This window comes from Streptomyces sp. NPDC048196, from assembly GCF_040652715.1.
GTDB classification, from domain to species: domain Bacteria; phylum Actinomycetota; class Actinomycetes; order Streptomycetales; family Streptomycetaceae; genus Streptomyces; species Streptomyces siderophoricus.
In genome coordinates, this window is record NZ_JBEZMM010000001.1 from 145,981 (window position 1) to 164,488 (window position 18,508).

The 18,508-nt window shown below is 69.2% G+C and carries 19 protein-coding genes; 9 read left to right on the forward strand and 10 right to left on the reverse strand.

What is annotated here, in order from left to right; genetic code table 11:
* Positions 1-40: 40 nt before the first annotated feature.
* Entirely contained in the window at positions 41-772 is a 732-nt protein-coding gene (locus tag AB0E02_RS00700) for an NAD(P)H-binding protein (RefSeq protein WP_362134447.1), read from the reverse strand.
* 313 nt (positions 773-1,085) lie between these two features.
* Here AB0E02_RS00700 and AB0E02_RS00705 point away from each other — a divergent pair, with 313 nt between their 5' ends.
* Positions 1,086-1,751 (forward strand): DUF4097 family beta strand repeat-containing protein, encoded by a 666-nt coding sequence (locus tag AB0E02_RS00705; RefSeq protein WP_362134449.1) that lies wholly within the window; start codon positions 1,086-1,088, stop codon positions 1,749-1,751.
* Positions 1,752-1,966: 215 nt separating this feature from the next.
* Here AB0E02_RS00705 and AB0E02_RS00710 read toward each other — a convergent pair whose 3' ends face one another.
* Complete coding sequence (locus tag AB0E02_RS00710) at positions 1,967-2,431, reverse strand: MarR family transcriptional regulator (protein WP_362134451.1); 465 nt, start codon at positions 2,429-2,431, stop codon at positions 1,967-1,969.
* Positions 2,432-2,531: 100 nt separating this feature from the next.
* Between AB0E02_RS00710 and AB0E02_RS00715 the strand changes: the two genes are divergently transcribed.
* On the forward strand, positions 2,532-3,458 hold the full coding sequence (locus AB0E02_RS00715) for an SDR family NAD(P)-dependent oxidoreductase (protein ID WP_362134453.1): 927 nt from the start codon (positions 2,532-2,534) through the stop codon (positions 3,456-3,458).
* Between the two features lie 191 nt (positions 3,459-3,649).
* Here the strand turns inward: AB0E02_RS00715 and AB0E02_RS00720 are convergent, their stop codons facing one another.
* Positions 3,650-4,069, reverse strand: coding sequence for a nuclear transport factor 2 family protein (locus AB0E02_RS00720; RefSeq protein WP_362134455.1), 420 nt, complete (start codon positions 4,067-4,069; stop codon positions 3,650-3,652).
* A gap of 158 nt (positions 4,070-4,227) precedes the next feature.
* On the opposite strand from AB0E02_RS00720, the gene AB0E02_RS00725 reads away from it, so the two are divergent.
* From AB0E02_RS00725 to AB0E02_RS00735, 3 genes are all read left to right on the forward strand, one after another.
* Positions 4,228-5,112 (forward strand): LysR substrate-binding domain-containing protein, encoded by an 885-nt coding sequence (locus tag AB0E02_RS00725; RefSeq protein WP_362134457.1) that lies wholly within the window; start codon positions 4,228-4,230, stop codon positions 5,110-5,112.
* A gap of 86 nt (positions 5,113-5,198) precedes the next feature.
* Positions 5,199-5,843 (forward strand): helix-turn-helix domain-containing protein, encoded by a 645-nt coding sequence (locus AB0E02_RS00730; RefSeq protein ID WP_362134459.1) that lies wholly within the window; start codon positions 5,199-5,201, stop codon positions 5,841-5,843.
* Between the two features lie 33 nt (positions 5,844-5,876).
* Positions 5,877-6,368, forward strand: coding sequence for a nitroreductase family deazaflavin-dependent oxidoreductase (locus AB0E02_RS00735; protein WP_362134461.1), 492 nt, complete (start codon positions 5,877-5,879; stop codon positions 6,366-6,368).
* A 51-nt stretch (positions 6,369-6,419) separates the two neighbouring features.
* Here AB0E02_RS00735 and AB0E02_RS00740 read toward each other — a convergent pair whose 3' ends face one another.
* Positions 6,420-6,884 (reverse strand): nucleoside deaminase, encoded by a 465-nt coding sequence (locus AB0E02_RS00740; RefSeq protein ID WP_362134463.1) that lies wholly within the window; start codon positions 6,882-6,884, stop codon positions 6,420-6,422.
* Between the two features lie 65 nt (positions 6,885-6,949).
* On the opposite strand from AB0E02_RS00740, the gene AB0E02_RS00745 reads away from it, so the two are divergent.
* Together AB0E02_RS00745 and AB0E02_RS00750 are read left to right on the forward strand one after the other, a co-directional pair.
* Positions 6,950-7,426: a hypothetical protein gene (locus AB0E02_RS00745; protein ID WP_362134465.1), complete on the forward strand. Its 477-nt coding sequence runs from the start codon at positions 6,950-6,952 to the stop codon at positions 7,424-7,426.
* Between the two features lie 205 nt (positions 7,427-7,631).
* The gene (locus AB0E02_RS00750; RefSeq protein WP_362134467.1) at positions 7,632-8,207 is read left to right on the forward strand and encodes a TIGR03086 family metal-binding protein; all 576 of its coding nucleotides are present in this window, start codon (positions 7,632-7,634) and stop codon (positions 8,205-8,207) included.
* Between the two features lie 36 nt (positions 8,208-8,243).
* Here the strand turns inward: AB0E02_RS00750 and AB0E02_RS00755 are convergent, their stop codons facing one another.
* The 4 genes from AB0E02_RS00755 to AB0E02_RS00770 form a co-directional block, all read right to left on the reverse strand.
* Complete coding sequence (locus AB0E02_RS00755; RefSeq protein WP_362134469.1) at positions 8,244-8,909, reverse strand: response regulator transcription factor; 666 nt, start codon at positions 8,907-8,909, stop codon at positions 8,244-8,246.
* Positions 8,906-10,222, reverse strand: a complete 1,317-nt coding sequence (locus AB0E02_RS00760) for a sensor histidine kinase (RefSeq protein WP_362134471.1) — start codon at positions 10,220-10,222, stop codon at positions 8,906-8,908. The genes AB0E02_RS00755 and AB0E02_RS00760 overlap by 4 nt, the downstream gene beginning before the upstream one ends.
* Before the next feature lie 5 nt (positions 10,223-10,227).
* Positions 10,228-12,435 carry an MMPL family transporter gene (locus AB0E02_RS00765; protein WP_362134473.1) on the reverse strand — a complete coding sequence of 736 codons (2,208 nt, stop codon included), beginning with the start codon at positions 12,433-12,435 and terminating at the stop codon, positions 10,228-10,230.
* A gap of 134 nt (positions 12,436-12,569) precedes the next feature.
* Positions 12,570-14,357, reverse strand: coding sequence for a glycoside hydrolase family 15 protein (locus AB0E02_RS00770; RefSeq protein WP_362134475.1), 1,788 nt, complete (start codon positions 14,355-14,357; stop codon positions 12,570-12,572).
* Positions 14,358-14,593: 236 nt separating this feature from the next.
* Between AB0E02_RS00770 and AB0E02_RS00775 the strand changes: the two genes are divergently transcribed.
* Positions 14,594-16,060 (forward strand): Dyp-type peroxidase, encoded by a 1,467-nt coding sequence (locus tag AB0E02_RS00775; RefSeq protein WP_362134477.1) that lies wholly within the window; start codon positions 14,594-14,596, stop codon positions 16,058-16,060.
* A gap of 160 nt (positions 16,061-16,220) precedes the next feature.
* Here the strand turns inward: AB0E02_RS00775 and AB0E02_RS00780 are convergent, their stop codons facing one another.
* Complete coding sequence (locus tag AB0E02_RS00780; RefSeq protein ID WP_362134479.1) at positions 16,221-16,802, reverse strand: MepB family protein; 582 nt, start codon at positions 16,800-16,802, stop codon at positions 16,221-16,223.
* 106 nt (positions 16,803-16,908) lie between these two features.
* Between AB0E02_RS00780 and AB0E02_RS00785 the strand changes: the two genes are divergently transcribed.
* A complete protein-coding gene (locus AB0E02_RS00785; RefSeq protein ID WP_362134481.1) occupies positions 16,909-18,003 on the forward strand; it encodes a PP2C family protein-serine/threonine phosphatase in 1,095 nt (364 codons plus the stop codon).
* Between the two features lie 42 nt (positions 18,004-18,045).
* Here the strand turns inward: AB0E02_RS00785 and AB0E02_RS00790 are convergent, their stop codons facing one another.
* Positions 18,046-18,486, reverse strand: a complete 441-nt coding sequence (locus AB0E02_RS00790) for a VOC family protein (RefSeq protein WP_362134483.1) — start codon at positions 18,484-18,486, stop codon at positions 18,046-18,048.
* Positions 18,487-18,508: the final 22 nt, after the last annotated feature.

Below are 18,508 nucleotides of genomic sequence, written 5' to 3' on the forward strand. Positions count from 1 at the left end.
TTCAGCACAGGAGGAGGAGATTCGGGGCAGGAGGGGGCCTTCAGGACAGCCAATCGGTGTAGTGGGTGGGGGCGATGCGGGCGTCGTTCGGGGCGGTGAGGACGTCGCCGTGGGCGGCGGCGAACATGCCGGCGCTGTCGTCGGTGACGACGGAACGCCCGTCGCCCTTGGCGGTCAGGGTGACTCGGCCGAGTTCGTCGAGGGGGTAGACGTCGGGACCTGCGATGTTGAGCACGCCGTTCAGGGGGCTGCCTGCGGCGACTTCGGCGACAGCGCTGGCGACGTCCGCAGCGGCGATCGGCTGGATGGGCGTACGTGGCAGGCGCACGGTGTCGCCGTCGGTGGTCATGGCCAGGGTCGCGTCCATGAACTCCATGAACTGCGTGGCGCGGACGATGGAGTACGGGATCGGTCCGGCCTTGAGGATGTTTTCCTGAAGCACCTTCGCCCGGTAGTAGTCCAGATCGGGCACCTGGTCCACGCCGACGATCGAGAGGATGACGAAGTGCCTGACCCGGCTCTTCTCGCTCGCGGCAAGCAGGTTGTCCATCGAAGTCTGGAAGAAGGCGAGCGAGGCGTCGTCGAAGGTCGGGGAATTCGTCAGGTTGATGACGGCGTCGGCGCCCGCCACGGCCACCTCCAGCCCCTGCCCGGTGATGATGTCCACGCCCGTGGACAGGGAGTGCGGTACGGCCTGATGTCCGTCCGCGTTCAGATTCTCCACCACCCGTGACCCGATAAGCCCGGTTCCGCCGACGACTGCGAACTTCATGGCCCAACCTTCCTTCCACAATGCTGCCCGATATGCGAGATATGCGGCCCTAACGGCACTTTACGTATACCCGCACTCGGACGCCGCCGCCGAAGCGATCACGACACGTCAGCCCCTCCGTCATAGCGTTCACTTTCAATTCATTGCAATGATCGCAGCGGCCGTCGTTGCATTATCGGTGAGATCGTTGCAACACTTTCTTTGCCTCTACCTGCACTGATGCCACGCCTACGCAAAGAGAGCGTTGCTATTAAATGGAAAGCAACGTAGCGTTTCCGTTGTCAGAAAGGCCCAGCGAGCACAGGAGAGCACAATGCAGAAGTTCGACACCCCCGCCCCGATCTCCGCCGTCCTGGACATCCCCGCCGGACGCATCCAGTTCATCGCCGCCGACCGTGCCGACACCACCGTCGAGGTCCGGCCCGCCAAGCCCTCCAAGAGCCGTGACGTCCAGACCGCCGAGCAGACGACCGTCACCTACGCCGACGGCGTTCTGAGCATCCGCACCCCTGAGCCCAAGAATCAGCTCTTCGGGCACTCCGGTTCCGTGGAGGTCACCGTCCAGTTGCCCGCCGGCTCGCACATCGAGGCCAAGACCGCCGCCTGCGAGCTCCGTGGTGTCGGCCGCCTTGGCGATGTCGTCTTCGAAGGGGCCTACCGCCAGATCAAGATCGACGAGGCCGCGAGCGTCCGCCTCACCGCGACCGACGGCGATGTCGAGGTCGGCCGGCTGGGTGGCCCCGCGGAGATCGGCGCCGCAAGGGGCGACATCCGGATCGTCGAGGCCGTGCGCGGCGCGGTCGTGCTCAGCACCCAGTCCGGCGACATCACGGTCGGCGCTGCCGCCGGCGTCTCGGCCGCCTTGGATGCCGGCACCAGCTACGGCCGGATCAGCAACACCCTCAAGAACAACGGCACCGCCGAACTCGACATCCGCGCCACCACGTCCCACGGCGACATCACCGCCCGCAGCCTCTGACGGAGCAGAACCCGGACGGTCCGGCCGGGTCCACCGCGGTCGAGATTCCGCCGGGTCGTCGCCGACGACCCGGCCGACCGACGGTCCTTAGGGGCCTGCGGTCCACGCGCAGGCCCCGGATGCGTCGTACGAGACGCTCACGCGACCAGGGGGCAGGGGGTCGGCGGCGGGTCGTCGGCGAACTGCGGGCGGGGTGACGGCGGTTGCCGGTGGTCCTAATGCGCGTCTTTGTTGGCCTTGAGTTTGTGCCAGACGGTGCTGAGGGCGGCGAGATCGGTCTCGTCGAGGAGGTCCGTGAACACCGGGGCCAGGCAGGCGCGGCGGGTGGCGTCGGCCTCCTCGAAGAGTTGGTGGCCTTCCGGAGTGAGGGCCACCTCGATCGAGCGGGCATCGCGGGGGGAGGGGGTGCGGGTGGCCAGGCCCCGGCTCTGCAGGGCATCGACGACCCGGGAAACCTGGCTGCGGCTGAGCATGGTGCTGTTGCCCAGGACGGAGGCGGGGACCGGGTCCGGGCTGGAGGCGAGCCACAGCATCACCTCGAACCATGAGACCGGAAGATCGTGCGCCTTGGTGAGGGCGCGGTCGACGCGCTCGGTCAGCACGGTTCCGGCCCAGACCAGGCCGTAGAAGGCGTGGTCGGCCACGGGCATCTCGGCCTGGGTCAGCTTCTTCTTCGCCATGCGGCCAGCCTACTGGGTTGCGTGTGCACGCACATAATGCTTATAGTGTGTGTACACGCACTTAAATTGCTCCGGCATCCGGAGTCGAAAGGTCTTCTTCATGTCTTCCCAGCCTTACCAGTCTTCCCAGCCTTGCCAGTCTTCCCAGTCTTCCCAGGCTTCCCGCACCGTTCCGCAGGCCCCCTCGAACTCCAAGGTCGTCCTGATCACCGGCACGTCCTCCGGCATCGGCCTCGCGGCCGCGGTCGCCGCCGGCCAGGCCGGATGGCGCGTCGTGGCAACGCTGCGCAACCCGGGCCGGGCCGACGCGCTGCGCACGGCCGCCGCGGAGGCGGGGGTGGAGCTCGATGTCCGGCGGCTCGACGTCGTCGACGAGGACTCGGTCGCCGCGGCGATCGATGGGGTGATCGCCGACTACGGCCGGCTCGACGCCGTGATCAACAATGCCGGCGCCGGCCACCTCGGCACCCTGGAGAACGAGAGCGTCGCCGACGTGCGCGAGGTGATGGAGGTCAACTTCTTCGGCGTGCTCCACGTCTCCAAGGCGGCCCTTCCGCACCTGCGTGCCGCGGGCGGCCGCCTGATCACCGTCACCAGCGTCGGGGGAGTCGTCGGGCAGCCCTTCAACGAGGCTTACTGCGCAGCGAAGTTCGCGGTCGAGGGCTTCATGGAGAGCCTGGCGCCCGTGGCCGCTCGGCTCGGAGTCAAGGTGTCCGTCGTCGAGCCCGGTGCCGTGGCGACCGAGTTCGTGAACAACCTCGGGGTTGATCTGGAGGCCGAGGTGGCCGCCGCCGGTCCCTACGCAGACACCTTGCAGGCCTACCTGGACCGTACCGTTGCCCAGTTCCTCGGCAGCAACGCGCAGACGCCGGCCGAGGCCGCCGAGGCCGTCATGGAAGCCCTGGAGGCCGACCGGCCCGCGTTCCGTATCCAGACCTCTGACTGGGCGCGCGGTTTCACCGGCACCAAGCTGAGCGACCTCGACGGTTCCGCGGTCCTCGGCCTCACCGGTGAATGGGTGGGCTGATCCGAGCCGGCCTGGCCCACGGGCGAGCGTCAGGGGGCCACGCTCCCCATGGGCGAGAACGGCCCCGCCCCCCGTGCAGGTCCATCACTCGGACGCGAACCCGCCGCCAGCTGCGGAGCCACAAGGGCCAGTGCCCGGCAAGGTTGCCCCGCGGATGTAGAGCGCCCACCTGCGCAGGGAGGGGGCGGCGATCAACTCTGCGGGGTGCGCAGTGCGTGCTCCCAGTGTTGGGTGTCCGCGTACTCGCGGGCCTCGGCGATCCTGCCGTCGCGGACGACGAACACCGCGATGTTGCGGTTGTCGTAGGGGTTGCCGTTCTTCACCGTGGCACGCGAGGTCCACTCGACGATGACATGCGGGCCGGTGGCGATGACCTCGGTGACCTCGATGAAGACCTCCCGCTCGGGATCCAACAGGTGGTACGCCGCGCCCAGGAAGCCGTCGACGATCTGCTCGCGGCCGTGCCAAGTCCCCGACATCGGCAACTCGCCCGGGTACCACCAGGTCGCGTCCTCGGCGAAGCTGTCCCGGACGATTTCGTCCTTGCCGCCGGCCAGGGCGTCGAAGTAGCGAAGAACGACCTTCTCGGCTTCGGTACGGGGCGTGTGCATGAGTGTCTCCACTTTCCCATCGGTGTGGTGTGACGCGCTGTGCGGTGTGACCCGCTGCGCGGTGTGATGGGCTCAGTTCACCGCAGCGGAGGGCCGTCACCAAGGCACACTTCGCTCATGGAATCATCAAGGATCGTGATGAGTGAGAGGTGGTCGGTGTGGAGCTGCGACAGGTCCGGTACTTCCTGGCGGTTGCCGAGGAACTGCACTTCGGGCGGGCAGCCGAACGGTTGCGTGTCGTCCAGCCCACCGTCAGCCAACAGATCCGGCGGCTGGAACGGGAGCTCGGTCTGGAACTGTTCGACCGCACGACCCGCACCGTCAGCCTGACTGCAGCAGGCAGCGCGTTCCTGCCACACGCCCGCGCCATCACGGCGGCTGAACAAGGGGCGTTGGAAGCCATGGCCGCGCTGCACGCCGAACAGGAAACGGTGCTGCGCATCGGTACCAACGTCGGTCTGGGCGTACGCCTGGAACACCTTCTGACGACGCTGGCCGAGCGGGCTCCGCACGTCACGGTGGAACTCACCAGCGCCGAGCCCGCCATACGGCTGCAACAAGTGAGGGACGGCGAGCTGGACGCCGCCTTCGTCCGCGGCGTCGACCAGAGCCCAGGCCTCGACCTCATCCCAGTCTGGCAGGACCCCCTCGTGGTGGCTCTCCCGGCCACCCACCCGCTGGCCGCTCGCCAGACCGTCGACATCGCCGACCTGGCCGCCATGCCCCTGCGTATCGTCCCCCGCGCCGCCAATCCCCATCTGGTCGACCTCGTCACCGCCGCCTGCCGTGACGCCGGCTTTGACCCCCTCCTGGGCCCCGCCTTCACCACCGACCAGGACACCCTCGCCGCCATCGGCACCGGCAAACCCGCCTGGACCGTCTTCTACGCCACCCAAGCCGAACTCCTGCCCACCACCCGCACCGCCTTCAGGCCCTTCACCCCGCCCGCGCCGGCCATGGACACGTACCTTGCCGTGCGCCCCACCACGCCCGCCCGACGTCTCGCCCCCTTCCTGGACGCCTGCCACACCCACCAGTCCTGAGCGCCCACCGGGTGCCGCTAGGCCTGCGGCCAACTCCTCGGCTGCGAACTGCGCCTGATTCAGCCCTACTTGACCGCGCTGAACAATTGTTTATCATCGTGAACATGCATGCACTCCCGGACGATCGGACCGCGCGGGCGAAGATCCGGGACGAGGCCCTGCGCCTGTTCGGGGAGCGGGGCCCCGACGCCGTCACCGTCCGCGACATCGCGGCGGCGGCCGGGGTGTCGCCCGCGCTCGTGATCCGGCACTACCAGTCCAAAGACGGGTTGCGCCAGGCGGTCGACGAGCAGGTGACCGGCGTCTTCGAGGCGATGCTGACGCGTGCCGTGCAGACGGTTGACGGCGATCCACTCGACCAAGCGGCCCTGCCCACCCTGGCAGAAGCAATGGCGGAGTTCCTGCCTGCGGATTCCCCCATTCCCAGCTACCTCGGCCGACTTCTGCTGGCCGCCGGACCGGTGGGAACGGCCCTGTTCCGCCGGCTGCACGACGTCAGCAAAGACGCACTCGCCGCAATGGCACAGGCAGGCGCCGCGGACACCGGCGCCGACCCCGACGTGCGCGCGGCATTTCTGCTGGTCAACGACCTCGCCGTGTTGATCCTGCGCCCTCAGCTGCGCGAAGTGCTGGGCCTCGATCCGCTGTCCGGCGACGGCATGCAGCGCTGGGCCACCGAGACGCTGTCGGTCTACCGCACTGGCCTCGGCGGCAACACCGACCCCACCTGATATTCCGCACTTCCGCATCGAGACGGAGATGCCATGCCCGAAACGCCCACGCCCTCCGACGCGATCGCCAAACACGGCGCCCGCATACTGCGTACCCGTTGGCTGATGCGCGCCCCGATCCGGCTGTACCGGGCCAGGCTCGGCTTCCTGTTCGGTTCACGGACGCTGATGCTGGAACACATCGGACGGAAAAGCGGTGCCACCCGCCACGTCGTCCTGGAGGTCATCGACCACCCCACCCCGGACACCTACGTGGTGGCGTCCGGCTTCGGTGACCGGGCCCAGTGGTTCCGCAACATCCAGGCCCACCCGCATGTCCGCGTCACCGTCGGCACACACGGTCCCGCACCGGCCACCGCACGCGTGCTCCCGCAGGACGAGGCGGACGGGGCGCTGCGCAACTACATCACGCGGCACCCGCGCGCATGGGAGCGATTCAAGTCCATCCTGGAGAACACCCTCGGCACCCCGATCACCGAGCGGAACACCCCCTTGCCGATGGTCGCCCTCCGCCTCGTCCGCTGAGAAAGTTAGCTGACCCCAATGGCCAGGCCATGGCTACGACTACGACTACGACTACGACTGCGGCTCCGGCTCCCCGATGTCCTCCCACCAGAGTTGCGGTCTGGCCGCGATGAAGTCGCGCATCAAAGCAACGCAGTCGGCGTCGTCCAGCACCACGATCTGCACACCGTGCTCCGCGAGCCATGCCTGACCCCCATCGAAGGACCGGGTCTCTCCGATCACGACTCGCGAGATGCCGAACTGCCGCACGAGCCCGGAGCAGTACCAGCACGGGGAGAGCGTCGTGACCATGGTCGTCCCGCGGTAGGTACGCTGCCGTCCGGCCGCCCGGAAGGCGGCCGTCTCGGCGTGCATGGAGGGGTCGCCGTCCTGCACACGCCGGTTTCGCCCCCTCCCGAGCAGGGCGCCGTCCGCGCCGTACAACGCGGCCCCGATCGGGATGCCGCCCTCCTTCAGCCCGATGCGGGCCTCCTCCAGCGCGACGTCGAGCAGGGTCCGTTCCCGGATGAGATCCATGTCCCCATTGTGCTCTTCGAGGGTTTCGTGCTCAATGGAGCCAGCGGCTGAAGGGGGACAGCGCTGTGCGGAATCCGGGCCGACGTCTGATGTCCTGGCTCTTTCAAGGCACTTACCGGGGGCAGGACCTGCCACTGCACCTCGCTGCCATACGACGGCTCGAACCGCGCAGGGAAGAGGTCTACGAGCACGAATACCTGTACACATGCCTGAGCGTCCTCGATGCGAAGGCGCAGGTCCTCCTCGGCTATGACGCGCTCCTCATGGCCGCCGCCTCCATCGTGCTCTCCGTCGTCCCGGACGGGATGTCCCTCGGCAAGTCGTTGATCGTCGCAGCGCTCGCGACGAGTGGCGTGTCTTCCGTGCTCTGCCTTCCGGTCGTCTGGGTTCAGTGGACGGACACGGACGAGTTCGAACGGGCGGAGGATTCCTTCCAGCGCCTGCTCGTGACCAGGAATCGGCGCACGATCAGTTACCGGGTGGCCTGGGTGATAGCCCACCTTGCCGCCGTGCTCCTGATCGTGGGCACCCCGCTTCAGTAGTCGCTGAGCGGCCCAGACCGCTCGTTCAACAGCCGCAGAGCAGCACAGACCGGCACAGCGGGCCCCAGCGGCGCAGGATGGCTGGACGGCAACTTTTCGGCTTTCGTGCATCGAAGGCGAAAACATGACGGTAGATGTCAAGTATTGCCTGCAGAGTGGTCCCATCGGCCCGCACACCGACCGGGCCCGTACGAGAGGTGCGTCCATGAACGCGTTCGACCCCCGCCCCCAGTTCCTCCACGCTCTGGATCAGCTGGAGACGCTGCTGAGCGGCCTCGACCCCGCTCTGCTCGGCCGTCCGACCCCCTGTGAGGCGTACGACCTGCGGGCGCTGCTGAGCCACACGGTCGGCGCGGTCCATCGGATCTCCTACATCGGTGAGGGCGGCCGTGGGATGGACGTCCCCGCGGCGGCCGGGCAGATCGCCGACACCGACTGGGCCGGCGCGCTCGGCAGGGCGCGCGACCGCGCGGCAGCGGCCTGGGCGGACGACGACAAGCTCGACCGGGAGTTCGAAGTTCCGTGGGGTGTGGCCGCGGGGCGGATCGCCCTGAGTGGTTATGTGATGGAGATCGTCACCCACACCTGGGACATCGCCCAGGTCATCGCTCCCGAGGCGGAGTTGGACGAGGAGCTGGGCCACCTGGCCTTCACCATCGCCCAGAAGGTCCTGCCGGCCGAGCCGCGCGGTGGCGAGATGCCGTTCGCCGCGGTCACTCCCGTCCCGGACGACGCCGACGTCCACCGTCGCCTCGCCGGCTGGCTCGGCCGCGCCGTCTGACCCTCCTGGGGCGTCGTCCGGGATGGGATGTCCGTCTCAGCGGCCCCGCTGCAACAGTCCGCGTTCCAGGGCCACCACCACCGCACGCGTACGGTCGTTGACGTCAAGTTTGGCGTAGAGCCGCAGCAGATGGGTCTTCACGGTGGCTTCCGCGATGACCAGGCGTCGGCCGATCTCGGCGTTGGAGAGGCCGTCGGCGACCGCGTTGAGCACGTCGGTCTCCCGGGCGGTGAGTGGTACCTGGACGGGCTGCCGCATCTTGGCGACGAGCTTCTCGGCCACCCGGGGGGCGAGCACCGTTTCCCCGCGGGCCGCCGCCCGGATGGCGTCGGCCAACTGCTCGCGGGTGGTGTCCTTGAGGAGGTACCCGATCGCACCGGCCTCGACCCCGCGCTCGATGTCGGCGTCGGTGTCGTACGTGGTCAGGATCAGCACCCGGGTACGCGGGTGCCTGGCCACGATGGCGGTCGTGGTGGCCACCCCGTCCATCACCGGCATACGCAGATCGACCAGGGCGACATCGGGGGCGTGCCGGCCGACGAGTTCCAGTGCCGCGCGGCCGTCGGCCGCCTCGCCGACGATCTCGATGTCCGGGTCGGCGGCGAGCAGGGCGATGACGCCCGCACGCATCACCGTGTGGTCGTCGACCACGATGACGCGGACCGCGCTGCTGGTCGGGTGCTGGGTCAGATCGCCCGTCATGCCCTCTCCTCCTGCTCCAGGAAAGTGGGTTCCACCGGAGTCGGTTCCCACGGAGTCGGTCCCACCGCAGTCGGCTCCGCGGGCAGCAAGGGGACCGTCGCGAGCACGCGCGTCCCGTCGCCGACCGAGCTGGTGACGGTGAGCCGGCCGCCCAACTCCGCCAGGCGCTTGCGCATCCCGTCGAGCCCGAACCCCGGCGCCTCGCCGACCACGAACCCCCGCCCGTCATCGGTGACTTCCAACTCCACCCCGTACGGCTGCTGCGCCAGCACCACGCTCACATGGGAGGCCGCCGCGTGCTTGCGCACATTGGCCAGCGACTCCTGCAGACAGCGCAGCAGCGCGATCCGGGTGTGCTGCTCGCACGCCGGGTCGGCCAGTTCCGCGGTGAGCGTGAGCCCGGTGTCCTCGGCGAAGCGGTCCAGGGTCCGTTGCAGTGTGCCGGCGAGCGAGCCGGCGGCCACCCGGCTCTGCCGCGCCGATCCCACCAGTTCACGTGCCTCGGCGAGGTTCTCGCGGGCCGTGTGCTCGATCGAGCGCAGCTGCTGGGCGCTCCGTTCCGGGTCGGTGGCCAGGCCCGCCCGTGCGGCCTCGGCCAGGACGACGACGGAGGCGAAGCCCTGCGCGAGGGTGTCGTGGATCTCCCGCGCCAGGCGCTCGCGTTCCTCGGCGGCTCCCTGGTGACGGTGGGCCTCGGCCAACCGCAGCTGGGTCTGTTCCAACTCCTCGATCAGCCGGGCCCGTTCACCGCTCTGCTCGACGACCGAGTGCACCCACAGCCCGATCAGTACGCTGGCCGCGACCACGATCAGGGTGGAGACCAGCGTCGATCCGAAGAACTCGGCGCTCCAGCCTTTCCGCAGCCAGCTCCCGGCCAGCGTGGACACCGTGGCGAGCCCGGTGAAGCGCAGCGAGGCCCGCACCGTACGGCCGAACAGCCAGAAGTGCGGCAGCGTCACGATGAACAGCGCCGCGTAGCCGCTCCAGACGTACGCGCTGCCCCCGAGCCCGAGGATCAGCACCCAGAGGTAGGTGTACGGCCGGAGGACCGGGTTGCCGGGGAACCGGTCGAGGAGCGCGTAGCACAGCACCACACAGCCCAGCAGCGCCAGCGCCGCGTAGGTGCGTCCGCCCGGCCGCTCCGTCGTGGCGAGCCCGACGAACAGCGCGCCGAACAACACCCAGCAGACCGCGTTCCAGCGGCGCAGGGTGCCGGCCCGGAACGGGTCGGCGAGGCGGCCGGAGGCCGTTCCGCCGAAGACCGTTCCACCGAAGGAGTGGGGGCCGCTCGCACCCCTCGACCACCGATTCATGGTGATCAACCTACGCCGACCGGCACGGGCGCCGTCCGTCGCGTCCGCCGCAGCCCGCGCGCCGGCCACCAACTCGCCTCGCCCAGCAGCGTCATGGCCGCCGGCAGCACCAGGATCCGGATGATGAAGGCGTCCAGCAGCACCGCCGCCGCCAGCACGAACCCGATCTGCTTCATCTCGATCAGATGCAGGAAGACGAAGCTGGCGAACACGGTCACCATCACGACCGCCGCACTGGTCACCACCGCGGCCGAGCTGCCGATCCCGTCGAGCACCGCCTGGCGCGTCGGCACGCCCCGCAGGACGGCCTCCCGGATTCGGCTGACCACGAACACCTGGTAGTCCATCGACAGCCCGAAGAGGATCACGAAGAGGAACAGCGGAACCCGGGAGCCGATCGCCCCGGTGGAGTGGAAGCCCAACAGACCCTCGGCCCAGGTGCCCTGGAAGACCAGCACCAGCAGCCCCAGCGCGGCCGAGGCCGACAGCAGGTTGAGCGCGACGCCGAGCAGCCCCAGCACCACGGAGCCGAACGCCAGCGCCGTCATGACGAACGTGACCAGCAGGAGCGCACCGATGACCAGCGGCAGCTTGGCGCTCTGGTGGGCCGGGTAGTCCGTGGTCCGGGCGACGTCACCGGTCACCCCCGCCTCCGCACCGGGTATCCGCCCGACCGTGGCGGGCAGGTAGGTGCTCCGCAGGTGGTCCAGGGACGTCCGCGCCTTCGCGGAGTTCCCCAGGTACGGCACGGACAGCTCCAGCACGCTGATGCGCCGGTCCTCCGACGTACGCAGTCGCGGGCGGCCGGTGAACAGGGGGTCGGCCTGCGTACGGCGTCCCAGCTCCGTGAGCGCTCCGGCCACCGCTCCGGCGCGGTCCGCCCGGGCCCGCACCACGACCTGATGGGTGACCCGGTGCTCCGGGAACGCCGCGTTCAGCCGGTCGTACGTCCGCATCGCCGGTACTTCCCGCGAGTGCGTGTCCCGGCCCATCTCGACCAGTTTCAGGCCCGCGAGCGGAGCGGACAGACCCAGCAGGAGCAGCACCGACACGGCCAGCGTCAGTACCGGTCGCCGGCTCGCCGGCCGGGTCAGCGCCGCCCACACCCGGCCGCCGCGACCCGCCCCGTTCCGGCCGGTCCGGGCCGCTCGCTGCCACCGCGGACCGGGTGCGCCCGCCCGGCGTTGCGCCCGCCGTTCGGCCCGCTGTCCGGTCTTGACCAGCACCGCGGGCAGCACCGTCAACGAACTCGCCACGGCCACCAGGACGACCACGATGGTGCCGGTGGCCAGCGACGAGAAGATCACGTCCGCGGCCAGGTACAGCGTGGCCGTCGAGACCGCCACCGCCAGCCCGGACACCACGACCGCCCGTCCCGAGGTCGCCGCGGCCAGCTCCACCACCGCCTCCGGACCGAGCCGGCCGCCGGACCGCGCCCGCTCCTCCCGCTCCCGCTTGAGGTAGAAGAGGGTGTAGTCGACACCCACCGCGAGTCCGATCAGGATGATGACATTGGTCCCGACGCCCGCATCGGGGAAGAGGTGCGAGGCCAGCATGGACAGCCCCAGGGCCGCCGCGATCGACGACAGCGCCAGCAGCAACGGCACCACGGCCAGCACCAGCGAGCCGAACGCCAGCAGCAGTGTGATCAAAGTGGCCGGCAGCGTGATCGCCTCGGAGAGCGCGAGGTCACTACCGCGCTGGGCATCCACCCCCTGACTGATGGACGGGCCCCCGGTCTCCTCCACCACCAGCTCCGGATGGCTCCGCTGCACCGCAGCGGTCTGCGCCCGCAACGGCCCGACGTGCTGACGCGCATCCAACTCCGCGCCCCTCATGGTCACTTCGACCATGACCACCGGGGTGCGCCCGTGGTGCGCGGCCCGGGGCTCGGCCACGCTCTCGACCTCGGGCAACGTCCTCATCCGTGCGGCGACCTCATGCGCCGCGGCGTCGATACCGCGCCGGTCCGGCGTCCCGCCCTTCGCGGACACCAGCACCTGCTCCACGGGTTTCCGCTGCAGATGCCCCTCGGCCGCCATCGCCTCGGCCCGGCCGGCCTCACCGACCCGGTAGTCCTCGGTCGAGGCGCTGTGGGTCCCCACCGCCGCCCCCAGCCCGAGGCACACCACCACGAAAACCAACCAACCAACAATCGCCCGCCAGGGGTGCAACGCACTCCACCGAGCGGCCCGCACAGGTAGCTCTTTCATGCCCCGAGCCTCGCCGTTCGGCCCCCGCCGCCGACAGCATCGACCGGCTGTACTTCACCTCCACCGGCTGGGGGACGGAGGCGGTGGGGATATCCCTACCACCGGGGTGAGGCGGGCCCCCGGGAAGCACGGTCTTACGTTGCACGCCAGGGTTCGGCCAGGCGGACGGCGCATTCCAACATCAACGCATGGACGAATGCCTGGGGCAGATTGCCGCGCATCTGACGTTGTACGACGTCGTACTCTTCGGAGAAGAGCCCTGGGGGACCGCAGGCTGTGCGGTTGCGTTCGAACCAGCGGTGGGCCGCCACCTCGTTGCCTTGCTGGTGCTCGGCCAGCGCCGTCGCGAAGCCACACAGGAGGAAGGCGCCTTCGGCTTCCTCCAGCGGTCGGTCGTCGTGGCGGAACCGGTAGGCGAAATGATCCTGCGACAGTTCCCCGACGTAGGCCCGCAGCGTCGCGACCGTACGCGGGTCGTCGGCCGGGAGCGCTCCCCGCAACGGAGGAAAGAGCAGGGCACCGTCCAACCCCGGGTCATCGGGGGACCGTTGCCAACGCCCCGACGGATGCAGGCACTCGGCGGCGGCCGCGGAAACCAGCCGGTCCGCCAGCGCCAGCCACTCCGCCGACCGCGTCGGGGAGACCTTGGCCCGGGCGATCGCACGCAGTCCTGCGGCGCAGATGAGCCGGCTGTGGGTCCAGTGGCGGGGCGACAGTTCCCATACGCCGGCGTCGGGCTCGTGATGGCGGCGCGCGATGGCATCGGCGGCGAGGGACGCAGCTCGCCGGGCGTCGGCATCGAGCCGGTCGTGGCGGGCGGCCGTGCCGAGCAGCAGGAGGGCCTCGCCGAAGGCGTCGAGCTGGAATTGGTCGCTGACCTGGTTCCCGATGCGGTCGAAGCCTCCCGGATAGCCGGGCAGGCTCAACTGCTGCTGCCTGGGAATTCTGCGACCGTCGACCGTGTAGGCGGGAGCCATCCGGGGACCGTCCTCGTGCAGCCGGGCCGTGAGGAACCGTACGGCGTCGTCGAGCAGCGGGTGGGCGCCGGCCGCGGCGGCCGCCTGGCCGGCGTAGCACTGGTCCCGGATCCATACGTAGCGGTAGTCGTAGTTGCGGCCCGCCTCCGCTCGTTCCGGCAGGCTCGTGGTCGCCGATGCCACCATCCCGCCCGCCGAACCGGTCAGTCCGCGCAGCACGGCGAATGACTGCTGGGCGTCGCGTCGACCGATGGCGTTGCCCAGCTCTGGCACCTCTCGGCGCCATGCGGCCTCCGTGTCCTCCCACACCGTGGCCGCGTCGGGCGGGCGGCTGGGCAGTGCCTGGTCGCTGATTTCCAGGACCAGGTCGTGGTGCGTCCCGGCCTCGACCGTCAGCTCAGCCGTCAACCGGCATGCCCCCGGGCCGGCCGGTCTCGCCCAGGCACACCCGGACCAACGCAGAGCCAGGTCGCCGGATCGGGCATGCCACGTCCCGTCGTCGTGCCGTGCCAGGTCGCGCAGGGAGTGGTGTCCGAAGTCGGCGGAGGGTTCCAGGACCACCCGGAGCTTTGCGGTCTTCTCGCGGGCGATGACGCGGCGAAGGATCAGGGCCCGGTGCGGGTCTCCGGGGAAGGCGAGGGCCTCACGGCACTCCACCACACCGTCGTCGGTGACCCAGCGGCTGCGCCAGATCAGTGAGCCCGCTTCGTAGTAGCCGCCCCAGACATTGCGGCTCATCGGCGTTACCGCGTAGCTGCCCGGCCCGCCGATCAGGGCGGAGAAGACCGCTCCGGAGTCCCAGCGGGGAGCGCACATCCAGACGAACTCTCCCCGTGGACCGACCAGAACGCCTCGCTCCCCATCGGCCAACAAGGCGTAATGGCGCAGCGGATGCGGTCCGCAGGTCAGGGTCTCGTCGTTGTCGTCAGCTCCTGTCGGAACCACACGTGCCTCCTGGCCGGCTCAGTGTGCGCCACCGGGATCGATCGCAGTGCGCCGGGCATCGCGCTTCGGCACTCGCAGACAGGTGCCGACCACCGCAATGGCGCACTACCGCAGGGCTCCCTGCTCGTCGGCCGACCTCGGGACTCGACTGGCGCAGCACCTGTTTAAAACGACGGAAATTTTCACAATGACATATTCGTAATCATACAACCACTCTATGTGATTGGGAGTGTCGCATGACCACCACCCGCGTGCGCCCCACGGCTGCGCCCGCAATGGAGCAGCTGCCCACACCCACCCTGCGTACGTCGCGGGAGATCCAGGGCAATGTCCTGGCCGCGTTCAACAAGGACCACATGGCGTTCCGCTACATGCGGTTCCCCGAGGACAAGGCGAAGGGGCGCGGATGGCTGTCCGTGATCCTCAACAGCGTGGCGGTGACCGCCGACGTGGAGGACTTCAACGAGGAGTTCTCCCTGGCCCGCCGGGCGTACGGCCAGGACCCGGCGCAGCAGGCGACCTGGGTCGGGGTCTCCCTCACCTTCCCGGGACTGCTCAATGTCGCCGCGGACAGCGAGCAGGTGCTCAGGGAAGACCTCAAGAACTTCCCGCAGCTGCTCAACGGTGCGGCCGCGAGTGCCGCGCGACTCAGCGACACCGGGCCGAGCGACCCGAAGAACTGGCTGTTCGGCTCGCCCAACACCATGGTGCACGCGATCCTCCTGGTGGCCTCGGACAGCAAGGAGGCGCTCGAAGCGAAGCTGCAGAACATCAAGGCCGCGGACGAGGCGCACGACATGACGCTGGTCCATCAGGACGACGGCCAGACCCTGCCCGGCAAGCTGAAGGGGCATGAGCACTTCGGCTTCAAGGACGGCATCTCCCAGCCGGGCGTCAAGGACTTCCACCGCGAGGAGCCCACCAACCCTGGCTACCGCGAGAACCGCCCCGGAGCCAAGCTCATCGAACCGGGTGAGTTCGTCTTCGGCTACAAGACCGAGCCGAACAGCACGAAGCGCACCGGCCCTGCCTGGATGAAGAACGGTTCGCTCCAGGTCGTGCGCCGCATGAGCCAGGACGTCCAGGGCTGGCGCGACGCGGTGGCAGAGCAGGCCGAGAACTTCGAGCCGGAACTCGACGCAACCCAACTGGGAGCGTGCCTGGTCGGCAGGCACCTGGACGGCACCCCCCTGGCGACCCCCACCGACCGCGTGAAGGGCCTCGGCAGCGACGCCAACGACTTCGACTACGCGAACGACCCGGACGGCGGCCAGACGCCCTGCGCCGCGCACATCCGCCGGACCAACCCCCGCAAGGCCAGCCCCAACATCCCCGTGGACAGCAACCGCATCATGCGCCGGGGCATTCCCTACGGCCCCCTCCTGGAGGAAGACCCCACGGCGGACCGCGGGCTGATGTTCGTCTGTTACGGCACCTCGATTGACGAGCAGTTCGAATTCGTCCAGGCGAGCTGGTCCAACAACGAGAAGTTCACCCCGGGCAAGTCGGGCGCCCCCAACTGCCTCGACAAGGTCACCGGGCCCGACGGCGGTGGCGAGATCGCGCTCGACCCCCCGCGCGGACCGAAGGCCACGATCACCATGGCGCAGTGCGTCACCACCAAGGGCTCCGTGTACGCCTTCACCCCCTCCATCACCACGCTGCGCCACCTCGCTGCGGGCAAATCGTTGCCCAGAGGTTGAGAGCGGGAACCCTGAACACCGAAGCCTTGCCGGTGTGGGCCCAGCGGCCCCGCGCCGGCAAGGCGTAAGACCTTCACTGAGAGCCCATCGGCCCCTCCCGGCCAAGCCCGTCAGCTCACGCGATCGCCCGCACGAGGCGCCTGTTGGCGGTCAAGCAGCGTCAACAGTTCCCATGGGGGTGGTAGAGCGCGTGGGCGCGGGGAACGTCGAGGGGCTCGTCGTCGGACAGCTGCAGGAAGTGTTGCACCTGCCAGGTCTGTGTGCTGCGGGCTTGGCGGTTGGTGGTGGTCACCCACGGCGGATAGACGCGGAAGGCCCGTTTCCCGCCGGAACCGTTCGTCGACACGATGTCCCGTTCACGGAGCACTTCTCGTGGGAACACGAACTGTCCGAACCGTTCGCCCTCGCAGGCACTGATGACGAACAGATCAACGGGGTCCTCGGCATCGAAGGGCTGGATCGGCCCGCCCCCGGACCTCTTCCACACCGTGACGAACTGGCCGACCTTCGTCGGGGTCGTCTTGGCCACGCGGAACCTGACCGAGAGCCCGTCCAACGTGAACGTGCAGGCCCCGTACTCGGCACTCTCCGCTTCGGGCGCCGGCGGCGAGCACGTGAACCCACTCGGGTCATACACCAGCGTCTTCGCCCTCAGCAGGTCATCGGGGATCCCCGGCCCGGGTGCCCAAGGCGCAGGCTCACCGGTGCCGAATGTCCGAGACTCTTCACGTTCCTTCGCCATTCCCGCATCCTGTCATATATCGAACACGCGAACGAATCCGACTCAAGGTGACCGGCTCGGATCTGTCAGAGCGCTACGTCCTCTTTGCGTGGATATTCTGTGGAGTGTGATCGAGTCTGGACGGCCGCGGCTCCGTCGTCGCCACGGCCGGTGGCTTGTGCGGCTGTCGCCGGTGATCCTGACCGTCGTCATCGCCAGCCTGGCATATGCCACTCCGCCGGAAGTGGCCTTCAGCCGCCTCCTGCCCGCGGCGCCGGCCCTGGCCGCCGCCATGTGGCCGGTGCTCCCCACCGTCCTGCTGGGCACGGTCTGCCTCTTCTTGATGATCGGCCTCAGCCTGGTGTTCCCCGGTCTGGGGACGTGGTGGACGGCTGCGGGGATCATCGCCGTCACCGTGGCGGCCGCGTACGGAAGTCATGTCCGGCTCCAGCGGGAGCGGACCCTCTTTCAGGTGCGGCTCGTCGCCGACGCGGCGCAGCAGGTGGTGCTGAGCCCGATGCCGCGCCGCTTCGGAAGCGTCGAGATCGACTCGCTGTATCTCGCCGCCGCGGCGGAGGCCCGTATCGGCGGGGACTTCTACGAGGTGGTCGACACGCGATACGGGGTCCGGCTGCTCATCGGCGATGTGCGGGGCAAGGGCCTGCCGGCTGTAGGGGCGGCCGCGGCGATCGTCAACTCCTTCCGGGAGGCGGCCTACGGCGAGGCCGACCTGGTCAGCGTCGCGCGCCGGCTGGACGCCAGCAGCACCCGTTACAACGCGGCCTTTCCCCCCGAGGGGCCGATGGAGCGCTTCGCCACCGCCCTTCTGGTCGAGATCCCGCACGAGGGCCGGCGCATCGAGATCCTCAACTGCGGACACCCCCCGCCGCTGCTTCTGAACCGCGAAGAACTCCGCGCCCTCGAACCCACCACCCCCTCGCCGCTGCTCAACCTCGCGGAGCTGATCGGTGATCACTACACCACCGACACCTTCGCCTTCGCCCCCGGCGACCTGCTGCTTCTCTATACCGACGGGATCGCCGAGGCCCGCGCCCGCGACGGCGGATTCTTCCCGCTGGCGGCCTGGATGAGCCAGCAGCCCCCGACCCCGCCCCACGAGCTGCTCATGGCCCTCCACCGCGACCTCCTCCGCTACAGCAGAGGACGCCTGGACGACGACATCGCCGCCCTGGCAGTGCGCCTGTGCGAGCCCGAAGGGTGAAGCCACACCCGAGGCCCCGGGGCGTGTGAACGATACGAAGGGTCAGCCGAGCTGCTCGGCCAGTCCGACGATGATGCCCTCGGGGCCGCGGACGTAGCAGAGCCGATAGATGTCCTCGTACTGCTCCAGCTCGCCGACGAGTTCGGCACCGTGGGTGCGCAGGCGGGCGATGACGTTCTCGATGTCGTCGACGGCGAACATGATGCGACGCATGCCCAGCGTGTTCGCCGGCGCGTCTTTCGGCTCGGCGACGATGGCCTTCGGCCGGTGGAACTTCGCCAGCTCCACTCGGCCGTGACCGTCCGGGGTCCGCAGCATGGCGATGTCCTGTCGGACGTCATCGAGCCCGATGACGCGCTCCGCCCAACGTCCCTCCAGCGGCGCCTTGCCCTCCAGCTCCATGCCCAGTTCGACGAAGAACGCAATCACAGCGTCCAGGTCGTCGACCACGATGAGGACGTTGTCCATCCGCTGAATCGCCATGGTGGGTCTCCTCGGTGTGGAG